Consider the following 16,231-nt stretch of genomic DNA (forward strand, 5'->3'; position numbering starts at 1 on the left):
AAGTAAGCCCGGTTAGGCGATACTAACCGAAGGCTTCCATGATGAATCTGTAGATTGCATGAATACCTCCTTTTTCTTTGGTGAATTGAAGATTAAATTTACGTAAAAAGGAAATACGCGCACACATTTCAAAAACCCAAACTGAATGTAGAACGGCACATGATATGGGATTTAACTTTTCCTGAAGAAAAACAGGTTTTTCATTTGACAATCCGGAAAGCAGAATTACGTTGATGACGTATATTTTTCTTTAAAATTCTACATTTGTCGCCTAAATCCACTGCATGTCAGATATTCTAAGAGAGATCGATCAGTTTTATTCTACCTGGAAAGCTAACCGTGAACCCGAAGTTGTTACCCTCAAACAAGCAGGAAGCAATCGACAATACTTCCGGTTAAAAGATGGAAAAGATTCCTTTATACTGACCAGCAACCCAAATAATATTCCCGAGAATCACGCCTTCGTTGAATTTACGCGGCATTTTACAAGGCAACAGCTACCCGTTCCGGAAATTTTACATGTTTCAGACGACGAATCAATGTATATCCAATCAGATCTGGGTGATATTTCATTATTCAATATCATGCAGCAGGAAGGTTTTTCTGACCGGGTTTTTGACCTTTTTAAAAAGACTTTATCACAGCTGGCCAGATTGCAGATTGAGGGCGGAAAGAATTTCGACTATAATAATTGCATTGCTACTAAATCTTTCGATAAGCAGGCCATCTACTCAGATCTTCTTTATTTCCTATACTATTTTGTAAGGGCCTTTGATCTCCCTTATGATAAAAATTTATTGCTGAATGATTTTGACCTGCTGAGTAGTTACCTCATGCAGGAGGACCAGAGTTATTTCATGCACAGGGACTGCCAAAGCAGAAACATAATGGTAAAAGATGAGAGAGTATTTTTTATCGATTACCAGGGTGGTATGCAGGGTGCTTTGCAATATGATGTATCAGCCATGTTATGGCAGGCACGGGCTGCGTTACCCTATGAGTGGAGAGATGAACTCCTCAGATATTACTTTACACAGGCGAATGCTCTTTTGTACAACGGTCTTGACCAGCAGAATTTCACGGAGAGTTATGATGGTTTTGTGTTGATAAGGATGCTTCAGACGCTTGGTGCCTATGGCTTCCGAGGACTGTTTGAAAGAAAACCTCATTTCATTTCAAGTATTCCGTTTGCTTTAAAAAATCTGCGCTGGTTCCTGGATAATAAAAAGTTCCCGATCAGGCTGCCGGAACTTCAGAAAGTATTACGCCTGCTGGTATCAGATGAAATGCTGACGCGTTACGAAACTGTCAAGGCTGGTCCGGATACACCTTTAACAGTTCACATAAGAAGTTTTTCCTATCGTAAAGGAATACCCGAAGATGAATATGGAAATGGGGGGGGATATGTTTTTGATTGCAGGGGAATCTTAAATCCTGGAAGAATAGATAAGTACAAAACACAAACTGGCAGAGATAAAGAAGTGCAGGAATTTCTTCTTCACAAAACAGAGATCAGTTCGTTTTTACAACATGTATTCGGACTTGTTGACCTGACCGTGCAGGATTATATCAAACGTGGGTTTGATCATCTTTCAGTTAGCTTTGGTTGTACAGGCGGTCAACATAGAAGTGTTTATTCAGCCGACAGACTTGCAGATCACCTGAAAGAGAAGTTCGGCGTGAAAACAAAAGTTGAACACGTAGAACAGGAGGCGAAAAAGTGGATCAATGAAACCTACTAGGGTATAACGTAGAACGTTTAACGTAAGCTCGTGCGAACGCAGTGACTCCTATGAATATTAAGAAGTCTAAATGATGTCAAATCAGCATAAATCATTTCAGTTGAAAGATGTGAAGGCCATGATTCTCGCCGCGGGATTAGGAACGCGTCTGAAACCATTTACAGATAAGCATCCTAAAGCACTCGCGCCTGTAAACGGAAAGCCTTTGCTTCAACGAACGATAGAATATCTCCAGGGATTCGGCGTGCAGAATTTTATTATTAATGTTCATCATTTCGCAGACCAGATCATTGATTTTTTAAAAGACAATGAAAATTTCGGTGCAGATATTACTATATCACATGAAAAGGATGAGCCTCTTGAAACAGGAGGTGGTTTAATGTACGCTTCATGGTTCTTTGAAAAAGATCGGCAGCCTTTTATAATGATGAATGCTGATATTCTTACCACATTGGATATTTCTGCGATGTACGAATTCCACCTTGAAAATAATCCATTGGTTACGCTTGCTATTACAAGAAGAGCGAGTTCGAGGAATTTTCTTTTCTCCGAAGATGATTACCTGAAAGGATGGCGCAACAACAAAACAGCTGAATTAAAACTGGCTTCAGGATCTGATGAAAATCTTCAACCAGCATCTTTCAGTGGCATACATATCATCAGCCCTGCGATCTTTCCATTAATTAGCCAGAAAGGAAAATTTTCAATTGTGGAAACATATCTCCAGCTTGCTGCAGATCATCCTATCCTTGGATATTTTCACGATCATGATATTTTTATCGATGCAGGAAAACCGGAAGCGATTCTCGATGCAGAGAAATATTTTAAGTAATTTAGCGCCTCGACAAAAGAGGAGTGTTTGTGAATCCACCTATCGCGTTTGATATTGCAGGTCAACATTGTTGGTTAAGTGCTGAGAGAACCTTGTTCTGGGAAGAAGCCAAAACTTTAATTATTTCGGATCTTCATTTTGGAAAAACCGGGCATTTCAGAAAATCTGGTATACCCATTCCGCAGTCGGTGTATAAAGAAGATCTGCAAAGACTATTTCAACAGATTCAGTATTTCCAGCCGCAGGAAATTATCATCACCGGGGATCTTTTTCACAGCAGGGAAAACCAGGAGCATGATTGGTTTGCTCGCTGGCGTTCGGATATACCAGGAATTCGAATGCACCTGGTAAAAGGAAATCATGATAGTTTAAACAACCGGGTGTATGAAAATCTAAACCTCGTTGTTCATGAAAGGGAATATTTCTGCAATCCTTTCCGGTTCATTCATGATCCTGCGATGATTCAGGATGAAGTTGAAGGGTTTTACACATTCACTGGTCACATCCATCCCGGTATACGGATTTCCGGTGTTGGTAAACAGAGTCTGAGCTTTCCGTGCTTTTACTTTTCAGATTCATTTGCGATACTCCCTGCATTCAGCAAGTTCACTGGTTATATTGTTGTTGAGGCTGCAAAGAATGATCGTGTATTTGCTATTGTGAAGGGAGACGTTCGTCGTAAAGAAATGTGTTCGATCATTCAGATACAATAAAGGAATGGTGCATATCGCCTGGAACCCGATCTACGCACATCCTCTACCGGAGGGACATCGGTTTCCGATGATTAAATACGAGTTGATCCCTGAACAACTTCTGCACGAAGGGGTAATTATTCCGTCACAATTAATCTCACCATTGCCCTGTGACGACAAAGTAATTCTGTTGACTCATGATAAGATCTATCTGGATAAATTAGATCATCAGACACTCAGTGAAAGAGAACAAAAGAGGATCGGGTTTCCTCAATCACCTGCGCTCACGTTGAGGGAGAAAGTAATCACGCAAGGTACGATCGATTGTTGCGTGTCTGCTTTAAAAACAGGTGTTGCTTTGAATGTAGCTGGCGGAACACATCATGCTTTTGCAGATCACGGAGAAGGATTTTGTTTACTCAATGATTTTGCAGTTGCGGCTAATTGGTTGCTTTCTGAAAAACTGGCACAAAAGATTCTGATTATAGACCTGGATGTACACCAGGGAAATGGTACAGCGAAAATTTTCGAAAATGAGCCGGCGGTTTTCACTTTCAGCATGCACGGGGAACACAACTATCCATTTCACAAGGAAAAATCGGATCTCGACATTCCATTGAAAGATGGGACAGATGACAATACGTATTTGTCGTTACTGGAAAATAATTTGCAACAACTGATAACTGTAGTCAAGCCGGATTTTGCATTTTTTCTTTCAGGTGTCGATATCCTTGAAACCGACAAATTCGGGAAACTAAAAGTGACGATGGAAGGTTGCAGGCAAAGAGATCGTCTGGTTTATTCAACATTACATCTGTCAAAAATTCCTTGTGTAACTGCGATGGGTGGTGGCTATTCCGCGGATGTGAGATATATTGTTGAAGCGCATTGCAATACTTTTAAGGAGGCGATGCGGACATATTCGTAATTGTTTTTTTAAATTGCAAACACCATGAAGCGGAGATGCTAAAATAAATGGTTGTATAAACTGGAAACAGCAAACGCTATCATTGATTTTTTCACCGAAAATTTTTCGGGATTGCAATCCTGCTCATATTCAACACGCCCGGAGGGCCCTCCCCTCCCCCACCTCCACCACCTTTATTGACGAATAGATATTGACGGTCAGGACTGGTCTCTCAGACCATCACGTCAATACCTATATGCCGCGGCAAATGTTAGCTAACATCGTCATTCAGCAGCTGCTGAATTTCCTAATCAACACCGGTGTCAATCGATACGAAAATACATTCCTCGTTAAGCGATTCCAAGGGAAAAACATCAATAGGTAAAAAGAAAATAAACAAAGATTGATGATGAAAACACGTCCGATTTCGAACCCTGTAAAGCATACTGACATCTGCGTGAAACCTGATTATAAATCAGTATCGATTATGTTATCGATATCAGCAAATACCGATTGAAGATGACACTGAATTAAAGTAAAATGCAGCAGAAAACCCGAAATTGGAAGCCAACACATTTGTTGACTTCTCAATCCGAATTCTTACTAACCCATGTAAAGTTTTATATTCTAAGTTGAAGGTTGAAAGTTGAAATTCCTGGTTACAGTGGGCTCTCTGGTATTGCAGTATGACTTATGAAAATTTCTTTTTAACTGATACCGAAATTTCCACCAGAAATTCATCCTTAGCAATTCAGACTTCGGCCTTCATCAATTCATTCTCTTCTTCAAACTACTTACCTGCTCCTGCAAATTATTCACAAGATTGGTAAGCTGACCCATATCCCATCGTTGCTGGGTGGCAACTTTGCTTATCACCATTTGCGCCTGCCAGAGTTCCAGAATATCTTCTGCATTCATCTGATAAGGCTGGTAGGTTGGATTATCACTGATCATCGTAAGCTTATTCTTTGCACGATTGTTCTTTACAACCCTTTTATAAACTATTCCTTCATTACGACTTACAACGATATAAGCATTATTGCTTTTAAGATCATCTACATTATCCGTTTTCTGACCTACGATAACTGAACCACTCGGGGTTGGCAGCATACTATCTCCCAAAATTTCAAATGCCCGGTATTGGCCCGCTCCCAACATAGGTAAAGTGAAAGTATTCAGTTCATCGATAAATTCTTCATCAGCATAACCTGCCAGATAACCCGCAGCAGCCTTCACAGGAACAAAATGGACCAGGTTATTTTCAGAAATCAGTTTCTGGTGACGTCTCTTGGCGAGATAACTACCTTTTACTTCGCTGATATCTCTACGCAATAAATCATCAAGTGATACTTTAAAAAGATCACTTATCGCTTCAAGAACATCCAGTCTCGGTTCAGCACGTTCCTCTTCGTATGCACCTAACAGTGAACGTTTGATCCCAAGTTTCGATGCAAACTCCTCCTGTGTCAACCCCCTCAATTTGCGCAGGTATTTCAGATTTTGTCCGGCGAAAGATTGTGGCATACTAATGATTTTGGAAGCAAGTTACTAAAATATTTAGTTAGACAAAAAAAGATTTCAGGCATGAGTAGGAGGCGGGAGAACTAGTGGATAGAAATAAGTTGCAAGCTTCAGGTGTTAAGACCTTGCGGACTGCTGGTCATAAGCGTGTCAATAATTAAGATGCCAATTCGTTCCTTATTAGTCTAGCCTTAATCCATTATTCAGCACATTAATAATAGATGCTTGTTACTATAAACTAATTACTAAATCTCCTGCCTCCTTACTCCACTCTCCCGCCTGATTTGTTCCACATCCAATAATTCCGCATTTTTACACCCGATTATGGCCAAAACATCCAGATCCCGCAAAACCAGCAAAAGGGAAAAACCTGTAATTCTTATTACCAACGACGATGGTGTTATGGCGCCCGGCATCAGGCACCTGATCGAAGCCGTCAAAGATCTCGGCAAAATCATTGTTGTTGCACCGGATAAGCCACAGTCAGGTATGGGTCACGCGATCACCATTGGATTCCCGTTACGCCTTCAACCTGTAAAAATTCTTGAAGATGTTGAAGCATGGAGTTGCAGCGGAACACCGGTCGATTGTGTTAAACTCGCGGTTGATAAAATTCTTCATCGTAAACCGGATCTATGCCTCAGCGGCATCAACCACGGCGCCAATCATTCCATTAATGTGATTTATTCCGGTACCATGAGTGCCGCGATCGAAGCATCGATTGAAAATATTCCATCCATAGGATTTTCATTATTAAATTATAGTCTTGAAGCAGATTTTACAGCAGCGAAAAAGTATGCAAAAATTATCGTTGAAAAAATGCTGAAAGTAAAAGCAGCAAAACACCTCTGCCTGAACGTAAATTTCCCTTCTGTTGATGAAAGTCTTATAAACGGAATAAAAGTTTGTCGCCAGGCATATGCCAAGTATGAAGAAGATTTTAATGAGCGTAACGATCCTTCGGGGAAAAAATACTATTGGCTTACAGGCGAATTTGTAAACATGGATAAAGGAAAAGATACTGACGTCTGGGCATTGGAAAACAATTACGTGTCCGTTGTACCCGTTCAGTTTGACCTGACCAACTATACCTTAAAAACCCAACTGGAAAAATCGTTAAAATGGTAATTTTTAAAAGAGACAATCTTGGATTTGGATTACTCATCGGATTTATTCTGCCGCTAATCAGTGTATTCGGGTATTACTGGTGGAAATTCAGCCTCTTCTCTTTCAGTGATTTTCTTTTCGCGCTAAAGACCAATAAATCGCTGATTACGGCGATCACCATACCTTGTCTCTTATTGAATATTGTTTTGTTCACAATCTATATTAATACAAAAAGAGATCAGACAGCCAAAGGAATTTTTGTTGCTACTTTACTCTACGCAATCACTTCCGTCCTCTTTAAATTTTTTGCGTGAGGTATTATATCATTTCCGGTGAAGCTTCGGGTGACCTGCATGGAAGTAACCTGATCCGGGAAATCAAAAAGCTGGATCCGGCTGCAGCGATTCGTGGCTGGGGCGGCGATCTCATGCAATCCGCAGGAATGGACCTGGTTAAACACTATCGCGACCTTGCCTTTATGGGCTTCGTCGAAGTGGTGGCGAATCTTCCTACGATTTTAGGCAATATGAGATTGTGCAAAAAAGATATTCTTTCTTTTAAACCAGATGTCATCATATTTATTGACTACCCCGGTTTCAATATTCCCATTGCAAAATTTGCAAAACAACAGGGATTTAAAACGGTGTATTATATCAGTCCGCAGGTTTGGGCATGGAAAGAGGGAAGAGTAAAAACCATTCGTAAAGTGATCGATAAAATGCTGGTGATTCTTCCATTCGAGGAAGAATTTTATCAGCGTTGGGATTATCCGGTGACCTATGTCGGTCATCCCCTGATCGAGGTTATTGATAAATTTAAAAAAGACTTTGTACTGACAGCCGGTCGCAAAAAAACCATCGCGTTGTTACCGGGATCGCGAAAACAGGAGGTTGCGAAAAAATTACCGATCATGCTCTCTGTCAGTCCGTTCTTTCCTGACTATCGCTTTGCTATCGCACAGGCGCCGGGCCTTGACGACAGCTTCCTTCATAGTTTCATGAAAGATTATCCAAACGTTGAATTGGTGAAGGGAAAGACCTACGATGTTTTAATGAATGCCGACGCAGCCTTAGTAACATCAGGAACAGCCACTTTGGAAACTGCTCTGTTCGGAATACCGGAGGTAGTTTGTTACAAAGGCAGTGCAATATCCTACATGATTGCAAAACGACTGATTCACGTAAAATACATCTCTCTCGTAAATCTGATCATGGACAAACCTGTAGTGAAAGAACTTATACAGGACGATCTGAACACAGAAAATCTGCGTACTGAACTAACCCGGTTGTTGAAAGATGATATCCGCAGAGCTGAGCTTAAGAAAGATTACTCAGAATTATATACATTATTAAGCAAGGGCGGTTTTGCATCTGCCGCCGCAGCCAGCCAGGTCGTTTCATTGATACGCTAGCCCTCTTCAAGTCACATTATCCCAATACGAATTTCAACTCTGTGAATTTTTCCATGATTTGTCGCATTTTTGATCACCAAGACAGCATTTCGCAAACTAAATTCAATTGGAGCATTTTGACAACCGACTGCATTGAGCAGGGCTTTCCCAATCCCTGAACAGGTGCCATTTTCAGCGGTAATACAGGCAAATTACTGGAGTCTGGCCTCATCGGTCCGTTAATCATTTATGAAGTAAGAACTCCGTAACAGATCTGTGCATCAATATCACGAGTTTGCACGTATCAGTTTTATGATAAGGACAATCATTGCAAATATGAACAGCAGCAATGAAATGCGATTGATCCCGTGCATGTATTTCACCCATTTTGTATTCGGTGCATTCGGATCTTTTTTCCTTAAATATAAATATTCTCCCAATTGTCTGAGAATCCCCATCGTAATCAGTTATTCAACACAAATGTACGTAGTCCGGTAAAGCCGTTCAGTAATAAACGCTGACAAAAAGATAATAAGCCATCACAAAGGCGGTGACAAGTTTTATCAATGTGCCGAAAAGAAAACCGGCAAATGAACCCAGCGCAGCTTTCAATGCCTGTTTTGAATCTTTATTAGCAATAAACTCTCCGATAAATGCGCCTATGAAAGGACCCAGAATTATTCCCCAGGGACCGATCCAGAATGCAGCAAGAAAACCAAGTGTACAACCCCATATCCCATACTTACTTCCGCCAAATCGTTTGGTGCCGTAAATAGGTACGAGATAATCCAGCAATAAAACAACGCCAACAATCAGTGCCCATACAATCAGGAACTGGTATGAAAATGGTTTGTCTGTGCGAAGTTGTTGTATGAGCAGTGCGAGATAGCATAAAGGTGTGCCTGGTAAAACCGGAAGAATACTTCCTGCAATCCCGGCAAGCATCAATAAAACACCAAGCAAAATCCATATGCTGTCCATAACACCAATGTACAAATCAAAATTCAAAGAGCCTGTCGTAGTTCAGAAAGCAAAGCACAATTTTTTATTAGCTCTATTTCGATTTGTCTAAATTTATCATTATGGAAAAGAATGGCGAAAATAACGGGGAAAAAGACCTGAATGTTAAAATGTCAATTGAGAATACTGAACTGGCGTATAAGAGAACACAACTTGCGTGGGTTAGAACGGTGTTTGCAATTATTACTACAGCGATTGCATTGGACCAGGTGGTGAGAGCCATTCACGATCCGAAAATAAAAATGGGAGGAATCTGGATCAGGAACAGTAATCTGATCAGTTCCCTGCTGACGTCTGTTGGTTCAGTATTGTTAATCGTGGAAACTATTTTCTATGTTCGCCGGACAAGAAAACTTATTGACCTCCGCAATGGTGAGCAGCAAAAATTTTCAGGAACTGCAGTACTTTCAGCATTTGTAGTGATAATTGGTCTGCTGGTCACTTATATGCTGATATTTATCGGGTAGGACTTTTTTTCATATCCGCCATATAAGCCCGAATCGTGGCAGGACTCATATATCTTTCACTGTAATTTCCTTTTTCACCTTTTACATGTAACTGCTCGATGTCAGGAGCATTGAAAACCTCCCGTGCATACATCGCACTTGCGAGCAGATAATCTCCCATCCCCTGGGCAATAACAAGGCTATCCGTCAGGTACTCAAACCTGTTCATATAATTTGCAGAAGTATGTTTTACTCCGAGTTTTATCAATTGCCAACCACTCATCTTTGTAAAATTCTGTACATGACCAAGCTCATGGCCGACAATTCCTACGCTTGGATTATAAGGCATATTCTTCAATGTGTACTTATCCCATTCGCCTTTCACTTTTGTGCTGATGAATACCTTGTACTTGCGCTTCTTTGCATTCAGAAATATTCCGCCAAAACTGGGCCTTGCAGACAGCGGTGCATATCCTTTTCTCAATACGAAATCAATTCGTTTATCTTTAAGTTCAGGATAAAATGAAAGCGCTTTAAGAATAGTTGCTTCATACTGAGGAGGAATTTTTTTATGCTGTCCGAATTCGATCCTCATTTGTGAGATATCCGGCAGACTGTCCGCATATCTGTCAACAACTTCCTGTGCATGCAATAAATAAACAGAAAATATCTGGACAACAGCTAATCCTACCCGTAAGTAAAATCCGGTTACTTTATTCATAAAAATAGAAAGCGGCTCAACTAATCTAAAAAGAAAAAAGGAAGATCAGCTCTTCCTTTTTCATACTATGATTTTCTTAACAAATATTAAGGCAATGTAACAGTGTATTCTTTATTACCTACTGTCAGCGTGGCACTTTTATCACAGGTACCACTTCCATAATCCAGCACACCAGGAACATTATTAAAATTGAGATTCAGTTTTCCTGAAACAAAATTATAACAGGTGAATTTTCTTAACAGGATGCCATTAGATTCAGCAGTGAGTGTATTTCCTGTCGAAGAAGTAATTGTACCACTGCCTGTGAGGCCATACTCATCGTCAGTAAAATTCAATGGTGTAGAAACACCTGCGGACTGTACCCAGGTCACTTCACTTTCCTTCGTGTACCATGCACCGTCAGGATAGGTAATTTTGCCGCCAACAAGTTTTGTAGTGATATTCAAACCAGCGATTGATCCATTGTTTGTAATTGTATAAACACCTTCAAGTTTGTGATCATTCACACGATAGTTTTCAAATGTCATTACTATTTGCGCTCCTGCATTTACAAACTTTTTGGAAATAACGTAAATAACTTTTCCCTTACGAACGAATCCATTTGCAGCTGTACAACCACTGCCAAAATCAACCGTAACTGTTTTCGGAAATTCATTTATTGCCAGTGGTGTAGCAGAGACAGTAGCACATATTTCCTGTGTTCTCGCTTCACGCGTGTATCCCTTCGATGCATTGATTATTAAAATCTCTGACGAAATATCATCAAAATAAACGTCAGAAGTTGCTTTCACAGTAGCAAGACCAACTTCATTGTCGGTATTGTTACCATTATTACCGGTTTTTTCTTTTGTACAGGATTGCGCCAGCAGGAAGATGCTCATCGCCAGCATGGAGATCCTGATCACAGGAGTTTTCATAAACATTCAGAATTTAGGTTTCAGGGTATAAAACGTGGAGTGGAAAGCGCACATTGCACCAGATTTAGAAATAAAGTGTTAAACGTTTAGGGTTAAACGTAGAACGTAAAACGTCAGAACCTGTATGAGGCAGAACCCGGTGAAATATTGAAATGCATCGGTAATACTTTTAGTTATTTGGTCCCTTGACTGTCAAAGGCTTACATTCGACCTTAAACGTTTTACGTTCTACCTTTTGCTATACCTATAACGCCAAGACCTATCATAAATGACGACACACTGATTCTCATGGACTTACGTTCAACGTTGAACGTTATACATTGTACGTTATACCTTCAGGCCTGATTATAAATCTTAATTACCGGTTCCCTGATCGGGTCGGCAGCAGAAGAACAATAAAAGTGAATGATGTCAGCGATTTGTGAAGCTTTAACCCATTTTTCAGGGTTGACGTCGGGCATTGATTTTCTATTCTGAGGAGTATCTATCGTACTTGGAACAATTACATGCACCACCACCTTTGTGCCTTTGGCTTCGGCATTGAGAAATTCTGCAAGTCTGAATATCATCGATTTGGAAATTCCGTAAGCAAGAATTCCGGTGCTGTCAGACATATTGATTGCTGGCCTGGCACCAATCAGAAAAATCCGACCTTCGCCTTTTTCTTTCATTTTCAGAAATACCGGCTTAACTGTATTGAAGGCCGTGATGAAATTCAGTTCCACCATTTTCTGAATATCTGCTGCCGTTGTTTTTTGCAGATTTCCCGCAGCGAAACCGCCAACAGTGAGTATAGCGGCGTCGACAGTCCCCTGTTTTCCGTATGCCGTATTTAGTATCTCCTCAACTTTTGCTTCATCTGAAAGGTCGACCTCCAGCCAGTTAACTGCTCCTTTCAGTTCAGGCTTTTTTTCACCGGGCGCAAGTGTGGCCGTGACCATATCCCCAGATTCAAGAAACTTTTCAATAACAGCTTTTCCCATATTTCCCGATCCGCCGGTGATCCAAATATTTCTATTCATTACCCTTGTTGCTTTTAACAGTTCGGTGATAGCTTCTATCCTTTTCCCTTCGCTAATTTCTTATTAATTTTACAAAGATGCAGGATTTTAAAAAGGCGCTTAATATGATCAGGCAACTGTCAATCAGTTATTAATTCCGCTGCTTTACGCTACGCTACATCAATTTATCCATTGAAATCTTAAAAAACCTTTATTGCTGAGCCATTTAGGGGGATTATTATGGATTTTCAGCTAACATTTCGGAATTTCGCAGACTAAACCAGCGAGTGATTATGTACGAAGAAAATGATAACATATTAGACCAGGTAACTTCTTCCGAATACAAATATGGTTTTGTAAGCCATTTTGAAACAGAAGATGCACCGAAAGGTCTTAGTGAAGAGACGATCAGGTTTATTTCCGCCAAAAAGAATGAGCCGGAATGGATGCTGGAATATCGACTGAAGGCTTATCGCCATTGGCTTACTATGACCGAACCGACATGGCCCAACGTATCATATCCTCCGATTAACTACCAGGATATCATATATTATTCAGCTCCCAAACAAAAGATAAATCCCAATAGTCTGGATGAAATCGACCCTGAACTGAGGAGGACTTTTGAAAAACTGGGGATTTCCCTCCAGGAGCAGAAAAGACTTACAGGCGTGGCGGTAGATGCAGTAATTGACAGCGTTTCGGTAACCACTACATTTAAAGAAGAGCTTGGCAAACAGGGTATTATATTCTGTTCAATGAGTGAAGCTATCCAGGAACATCCGGAACTGGTGCGCAAACACCTGGGTTCTGTGGTTCCCCCTACTGACAATTACTTTTCAGCTTTAAATGCCGCTGTATTCAGCGATGGTTCATTCTGCTATATCCCCCATGGTGTAAGATGCCCCATGGAATTATCCACTTATTTCAGGATCAACGCGGCAAATACAGGTCAGTTTGAACGTACATTGATCGTGGCTGAGCCCGGCAGTTATGTAAGTTATCTTGAGGGTTGTACTGCTCCCATGCGCGACGAAAACCAGCTGCATGCGGCGGTTGTTGAACTGATCGCATTTGAAAAGGCAGAAATCAAATATTCCACTGTCCAGAACTGGTATCCCGGCGATAAAGAAGGAAAAGGTGGTATTTATAATTTTGTGACGAAGCGCGGAATCTGTGCCGGTGATTTTGCAAAAATCTCCTGGACGCAGGTGGAAACCGGTTCTTCCATCACCTGGAAATACCCAAGCGTTATTCTGAAGGGCGACAATACCAATGGTGAATTCTACTCTGTTGCCGTGACCAATAATTTTCAACAGGCGGATACAGGTACTAAAATGATCCACCTGGGGAAGAATACCCGTAGCCGCATCGTATCAAAAGGGATTTCTGCTGGTCGCAGTAACAACAGTTATCGCGGACTGGTGCAGGTAGCAAGGCATGCATCCAACGCAAGGAACTTCTCCCAGTGCGATTCTCTCCTGCTTGGAGATAAATGCGGTGCGCATACTTTCCCTTATATAGAAGTTAAAAATAATACAGCCATCGTCGAGCACGAGGCGACAACTTCCAAAATCGGAGAAGATCAGATCTTCTATTGCAACCAGCGCGGTATTGATACTGAAACTGCCGTAGCGCTGATCATAAATGGGTTCGCAAAAGAGGTTATGAACCAGCTCCCCATGGAGTTTGCAGTAGAAGCACAGAAATTGCTGGCTATTAGTCTGGAGGGAAGTGTCGGATAAAGACCGGTTTTAACCGGGAAAAACGGCACTTTGTTCGTAGCTTTGCGCTCTTAAAACTGACCAATAAAGGCAACAAGCATAATGTTAAAGATCAAGAATTTACATGCGGGGATTGAGGAGAAGAAAATTCTGAACGGAATTAATCTGGAAATAAAAGCAGGTGAAGTACATGCCATCATGGGACCAAACGGTTCCGGAAAAAGCACACTGGCATCCGTACTGGCAGGACGGAACAGTTTTGAAGTGACAGAAGGAAGTGTTGAGTTTTTTGATAAAGATCTGCTGGAAATGTCACCGGAAGACCGTGCACGTGCGGGAATGTTTCTCGCATTTCAATATCCGGTGGAAATTCCGGGTGTTAGCACTACCAACTTTATCAAGACCGCTGTGAATGAAGGACGTAAGTATCGTGGGCAGGAGCCTTTGGATGCTGTAGCATTTCTGAAAATGATGAAGGAGAAAATGAAGCTGGTACACATTGATCAATCTTTGTTGAGTCGTTCACTAAATGAGGGATTTTCCGGTGGTGAGAAAAAGAGAAATGAGATTTTCCAGATGGCGATGCTTGAACCAAGGCTCGCGATCCTTGATGAAACAGATTCTGGTCTGGATATCGACGCATTGAGAATCGTAGCGAATGGTGTTAATGCTTACCGGAACAGTGACAATGCATTTCTTGTGGTTACACACTATCAGCGTTTGCTGGATTATATTGTTCCTGATTTCGTGCATGTGTTGTACAATGGAAGAATTGTGAAATCGGGTACAAAAGAACTTGCACTGGAACTTGAAGAGAAAGGTTATGACTTTATCAAAAATGAAGTTGAACTCGCGGAACAGGTATAACGTTAAACGTTAAACGTTCAACGTAAAACGTTTAAAGATGGCAATCGACACAAAGCAGTTTTTCAATAATAAATTTGGTGAGCAACAGGTCAACGGGTCCGCTCTTGCAGGATTCAGAAAAAAAGGCCTGGAGTTGTTTAACCATGTAGGTATTCCTCCGGTGAAACATGAAGAATGGAAATACACCCGGGTGAACAGCCTTTTCAACGACGGGCTGAGGTATGATCTAAATCCCGCTGCCCCATCGGCCGCCGATATTGAAAAATTTAGACTGCCCCATACCGTTAGCGCAACTTCTCTTTTCTTTATTAACGGTGTTTATAATGAATCGCTGTCAGAAATAAAACACGCAGCAAAGGACCTGGTGATTTTACCACTGGAAACCGCTGCAGCCGGAGAATATTCCGACCTGGTTGAAAAACACCTGGGTCACAGCGCAAGCTATCATCCTGATGGCATCCACGCTTTAAATGCTGCCTTTACCCATGGCGGTGTTTTTATCCTGGCAAAAAAGAACAGGTTGATAGAAGAACCTGTATATATCTATCACATTACTGACAGTCGCGGAGGCTTCACGTTTGCACAGCCAAGAATATTGGTGTATGCTGAAAAGCAATCGCAGGTTCAGCTGGTAGAATACTATGGAACGTTGGGCAACGAAGGCAGTTTCACAAACGAAGTGATTGAAATTGTTGCGGAGGAAGCAAGTGTGGTGGACTATTATAAGATCCAGCATGAAGGTGCAGAAGCCAATCATGTGGGAACAACTCATGTCCGTCAGCTTGGAAAATGCCTGACAAATGCAGTTACCATTTCACTCAGCGGTGGTCTGATCAGGAATAACCTGAACATGATCATGGAGTCTGAACATGGAGAATCTCACATGTACGGACTCTACCTGTTAAATGGAAAAACGCATGTCGACAATCACACGATCGTTGATAACGTGCAACCGCATTGCTTCAGCAATGAATTGTACAAAGGCATCATGGATGAAAAATCAACCGGAGTTTTTAACGGAAAGATTTTTGTGCGTCAGGATGCTCAGAAAACCAACGCATATCAGTCAAACAAAAATATACTGCTGGGCGATTCTGCTAATGTGAATACAAAACCACAGCTCGAGATTTTTGCAGACGATGTAAAATGTTCGCATGGCTGTACCATTGGTCGTCTCGATGAGGAGGCGCTTTTCTATCTGCGCACCCGTGGAATCAGTGAAAAAAATGCGAAATCTTTGTTGTTGCACGCATTTGCTGTGGACATACTGGAAAACATCAAACCCCAATCCCTGAAAGCTTTTGTAGATCAGATCATTTCAGAACGCCTCGATTTCAATTTCTGATT

General features: G+C 41.2%; 17 protein-coding genes. 11 read left to right on the forward strand and 6 right to left on the reverse strand.

Going from position 1 to position 16,231, the window contains the following annotated elements:
- Positions 1-284: 284 nt before the first annotated feature.
- The 4 genes from P2W82_RS10095 (at position 285) to P2W82_RS10110 (ending at position 4,194) form a co-directional block, all read left to right on the forward strand.
- Positions 285-1,742: a RapZ C-terminal domain-containing protein gene (locus P2W82_RS10095; RefSeq protein WP_336515753.1), complete on the forward strand. Its 1,458-nt coding sequence runs from the start codon at positions 285-287 to the stop codon at positions 1,740-1,742.
- Between the two features lie 70 nt (positions 1,743-1,812).
- The gene (locus P2W82_RS10100; protein ID WP_336515754.1) at positions 1,813-2,574 is read left to right on the forward strand and encodes a nucleotidyltransferase family protein; all 762 of its coding nucleotides are present in this window, start codon (positions 1,813-1,815) and stop codon (positions 2,572-2,574) included.
- 29 nt (positions 2,575-2,603) lie between these two features.
- Complete coding sequence (gene pdeM, locus P2W82_RS10105) at positions 2,604-3,287, forward strand: ligase-associated DNA damage response endonuclease PdeM (RefSeq protein WP_336515755.1); 684 nt, start codon at positions 2,604-2,606, stop codon at positions 3,285-3,287.
- 4 nt (positions 3,288-3,291) lie between these two features.
- The gene (locus P2W82_RS10110; protein ID WP_336515756.1) at positions 3,292-4,194 is read left to right on the forward strand and encodes a histone deacetylase family protein; all 903 of its coding nucleotides are present in this window, start codon (positions 3,292-3,294) and stop codon (positions 4,192-4,194) included.
- Positions 4,195-4,941: 747 nt separating this feature from the next.
- Here the strand turns inward: P2W82_RS10110 and P2W82_RS10115 are convergent.
- A complete protein-coding gene (locus tag P2W82_RS10115) occupies positions 4,942-5,697 on the reverse strand; it encodes an XRE family transcriptional regulator (RefSeq protein WP_336515757.1) in 756 nt (251 codons plus the stop codon).
- A gap of 321 nt (positions 5,698-6,018) precedes the next feature.
- Between P2W82_RS10115 and surE the strand changes: the two genes are divergently transcribed.
- From surE to lpxB, 3 genes are read left to right on the forward strand one after another with little or no spacing between them, the layout of a single operon-like run.
- A complete protein-coding gene (gene surE, locus P2W82_RS10120) occupies positions 6,019-6,822 on the forward strand; it encodes a 5'/3'-nucleotidase SurE (protein WP_336515758.1) in 804 nt (267 codons plus the stop codon).
- Complete coding sequence (locus P2W82_RS10125) at positions 6,816-7,115, forward strand: hypothetical protein (RefSeq protein ID WP_336515759.1); 300 nt, start codon at positions 6,816-6,818, stop codon at positions 7,113-7,115. Before surE ends, P2W82_RS10125 begins: the two co-directional genes overlap by 7 nt.
- Positions 7,112-8,212, forward strand: a complete 1,101-nt coding sequence (lpxB, locus tag P2W82_RS10130; RefSeq protein ID WP_336515760.1) for a lipid-A-disaccharide synthase — start codon at positions 7,112-7,114, stop codon at positions 8,210-8,212. Before P2W82_RS10125 ends, lpxB begins: the two co-directional genes overlap by 4 nt.
- 266 nt (positions 8,213-8,478) lie before the next feature.
- Here the strand turns inward: lpxB and P2W82_RS10135 are convergent, their stop codons facing one another.
- Positions 8,479-8,649: a DUF6728 family protein gene (locus P2W82_RS10135; RefSeq protein WP_336515761.1), complete on the reverse strand. Its 171-nt coding sequence runs from the start codon at positions 8,647-8,649 to the stop codon at positions 8,479-8,481.
- A 46-nt stretch (positions 8,650-8,695) separates the two neighbouring features.
- On the reverse strand, positions 8,696-9,172 hold the full coding sequence (locus P2W82_RS10140; RefSeq protein WP_336515762.1) for a DUF456 domain-containing protein: 477 nt from the start codon (positions 9,170-9,172) through the stop codon (positions 8,696-8,698).
- Positions 9,173-9,273: 101 nt separating this feature from the next.
- Here P2W82_RS10140 and P2W82_RS10145 point away from each other — a divergent pair, with 101 nt between their 5' ends.
- Complete coding sequence (locus tag P2W82_RS10145; RefSeq protein WP_336515763.1) at positions 9,274-9,678, forward strand: DUF202 domain-containing protein; 405 nt, start codon at positions 9,274-9,276, stop codon at positions 9,676-9,678.
- Here P2W82_RS10145 and P2W82_RS10150 read toward each other — a convergent pair.
- From P2W82_RS10150 to P2W82_RS10160, 3 genes are all read right to left on the reverse strand, one after another.
- On the reverse strand, positions 9,668-10,378 hold the full coding sequence (locus P2W82_RS10150) for a hypothetical protein (protein WP_336515764.1): 711 nt from the start codon (positions 10,376-10,378) through the stop codon (positions 9,668-9,670). The two genes, P2W82_RS10145 and P2W82_RS10150, sit on opposite strands and share 11 nt — an antisense overlap.
- An 86-nt stretch (positions 10,379-10,464) precedes the next feature.
- Positions 10,465-11,295, reverse strand: coding sequence for a hypothetical protein (locus P2W82_RS10155; RefSeq protein WP_336515765.1), 831 nt, complete (start codon positions 11,293-11,295; stop codon positions 10,465-10,467).
- 335 nt (positions 11,296-11,630) lie between these two features.
- On the reverse strand, positions 11,631-12,317 hold the full coding sequence (locus P2W82_RS10160; RefSeq protein ID WP_336515766.1) for an SDR family NAD(P)-dependent oxidoreductase: 687 nt from the start codon (positions 12,315-12,317) through the stop codon (positions 11,631-11,633).
- A 272-nt stretch (positions 12,318-12,589) separates the two neighbouring features.
- Between P2W82_RS10160 and sufB the strand changes: the two genes are divergently transcribed.
- The 3 genes from sufB (at position 12,590) to sufD (ending at position 16,229) form a co-directional block, all read left to right on the forward strand.
- Complete coding sequence (gene sufB, locus P2W82_RS10165) at positions 12,590-14,038, forward strand: Fe-S cluster assembly protein SufB (protein ID WP_336515767.1); 1,449 nt, start codon at positions 12,590-12,592, stop codon at positions 14,036-14,038.
- Positions 14,039-14,119: 81 nt separating this feature from the next.
- On the forward strand, positions 14,120-14,884 hold the full coding sequence (gene sufC, locus P2W82_RS10170; protein ID WP_336515768.1) for a Fe-S cluster assembly ATPase SufC: 765 nt from the start codon (positions 14,120-14,122) through the stop codon (positions 14,882-14,884).
- 37 nt (positions 14,885-14,921) lie between these two features.
- Positions 14,922-16,229 (forward strand): Fe-S cluster assembly protein SufD, encoded by a 1,308-nt coding sequence (gene sufD / locus P2W82_RS10175; RefSeq protein WP_336515769.1) that lies wholly within the window; start codon positions 14,922-14,924, stop codon positions 16,227-16,229.
- Positions 16,230-16,231: the final 2 nt, after the last annotated feature.

Source organism: Pollutibacter soli (genome assembly GCA_029269725.1).
Classification (GTDB): Bacteria; Bacteroidota; Bacteroidia; order Chitinophagales; family Chitinophagaceae; genus Pollutibacter; species Pollutibacter soli.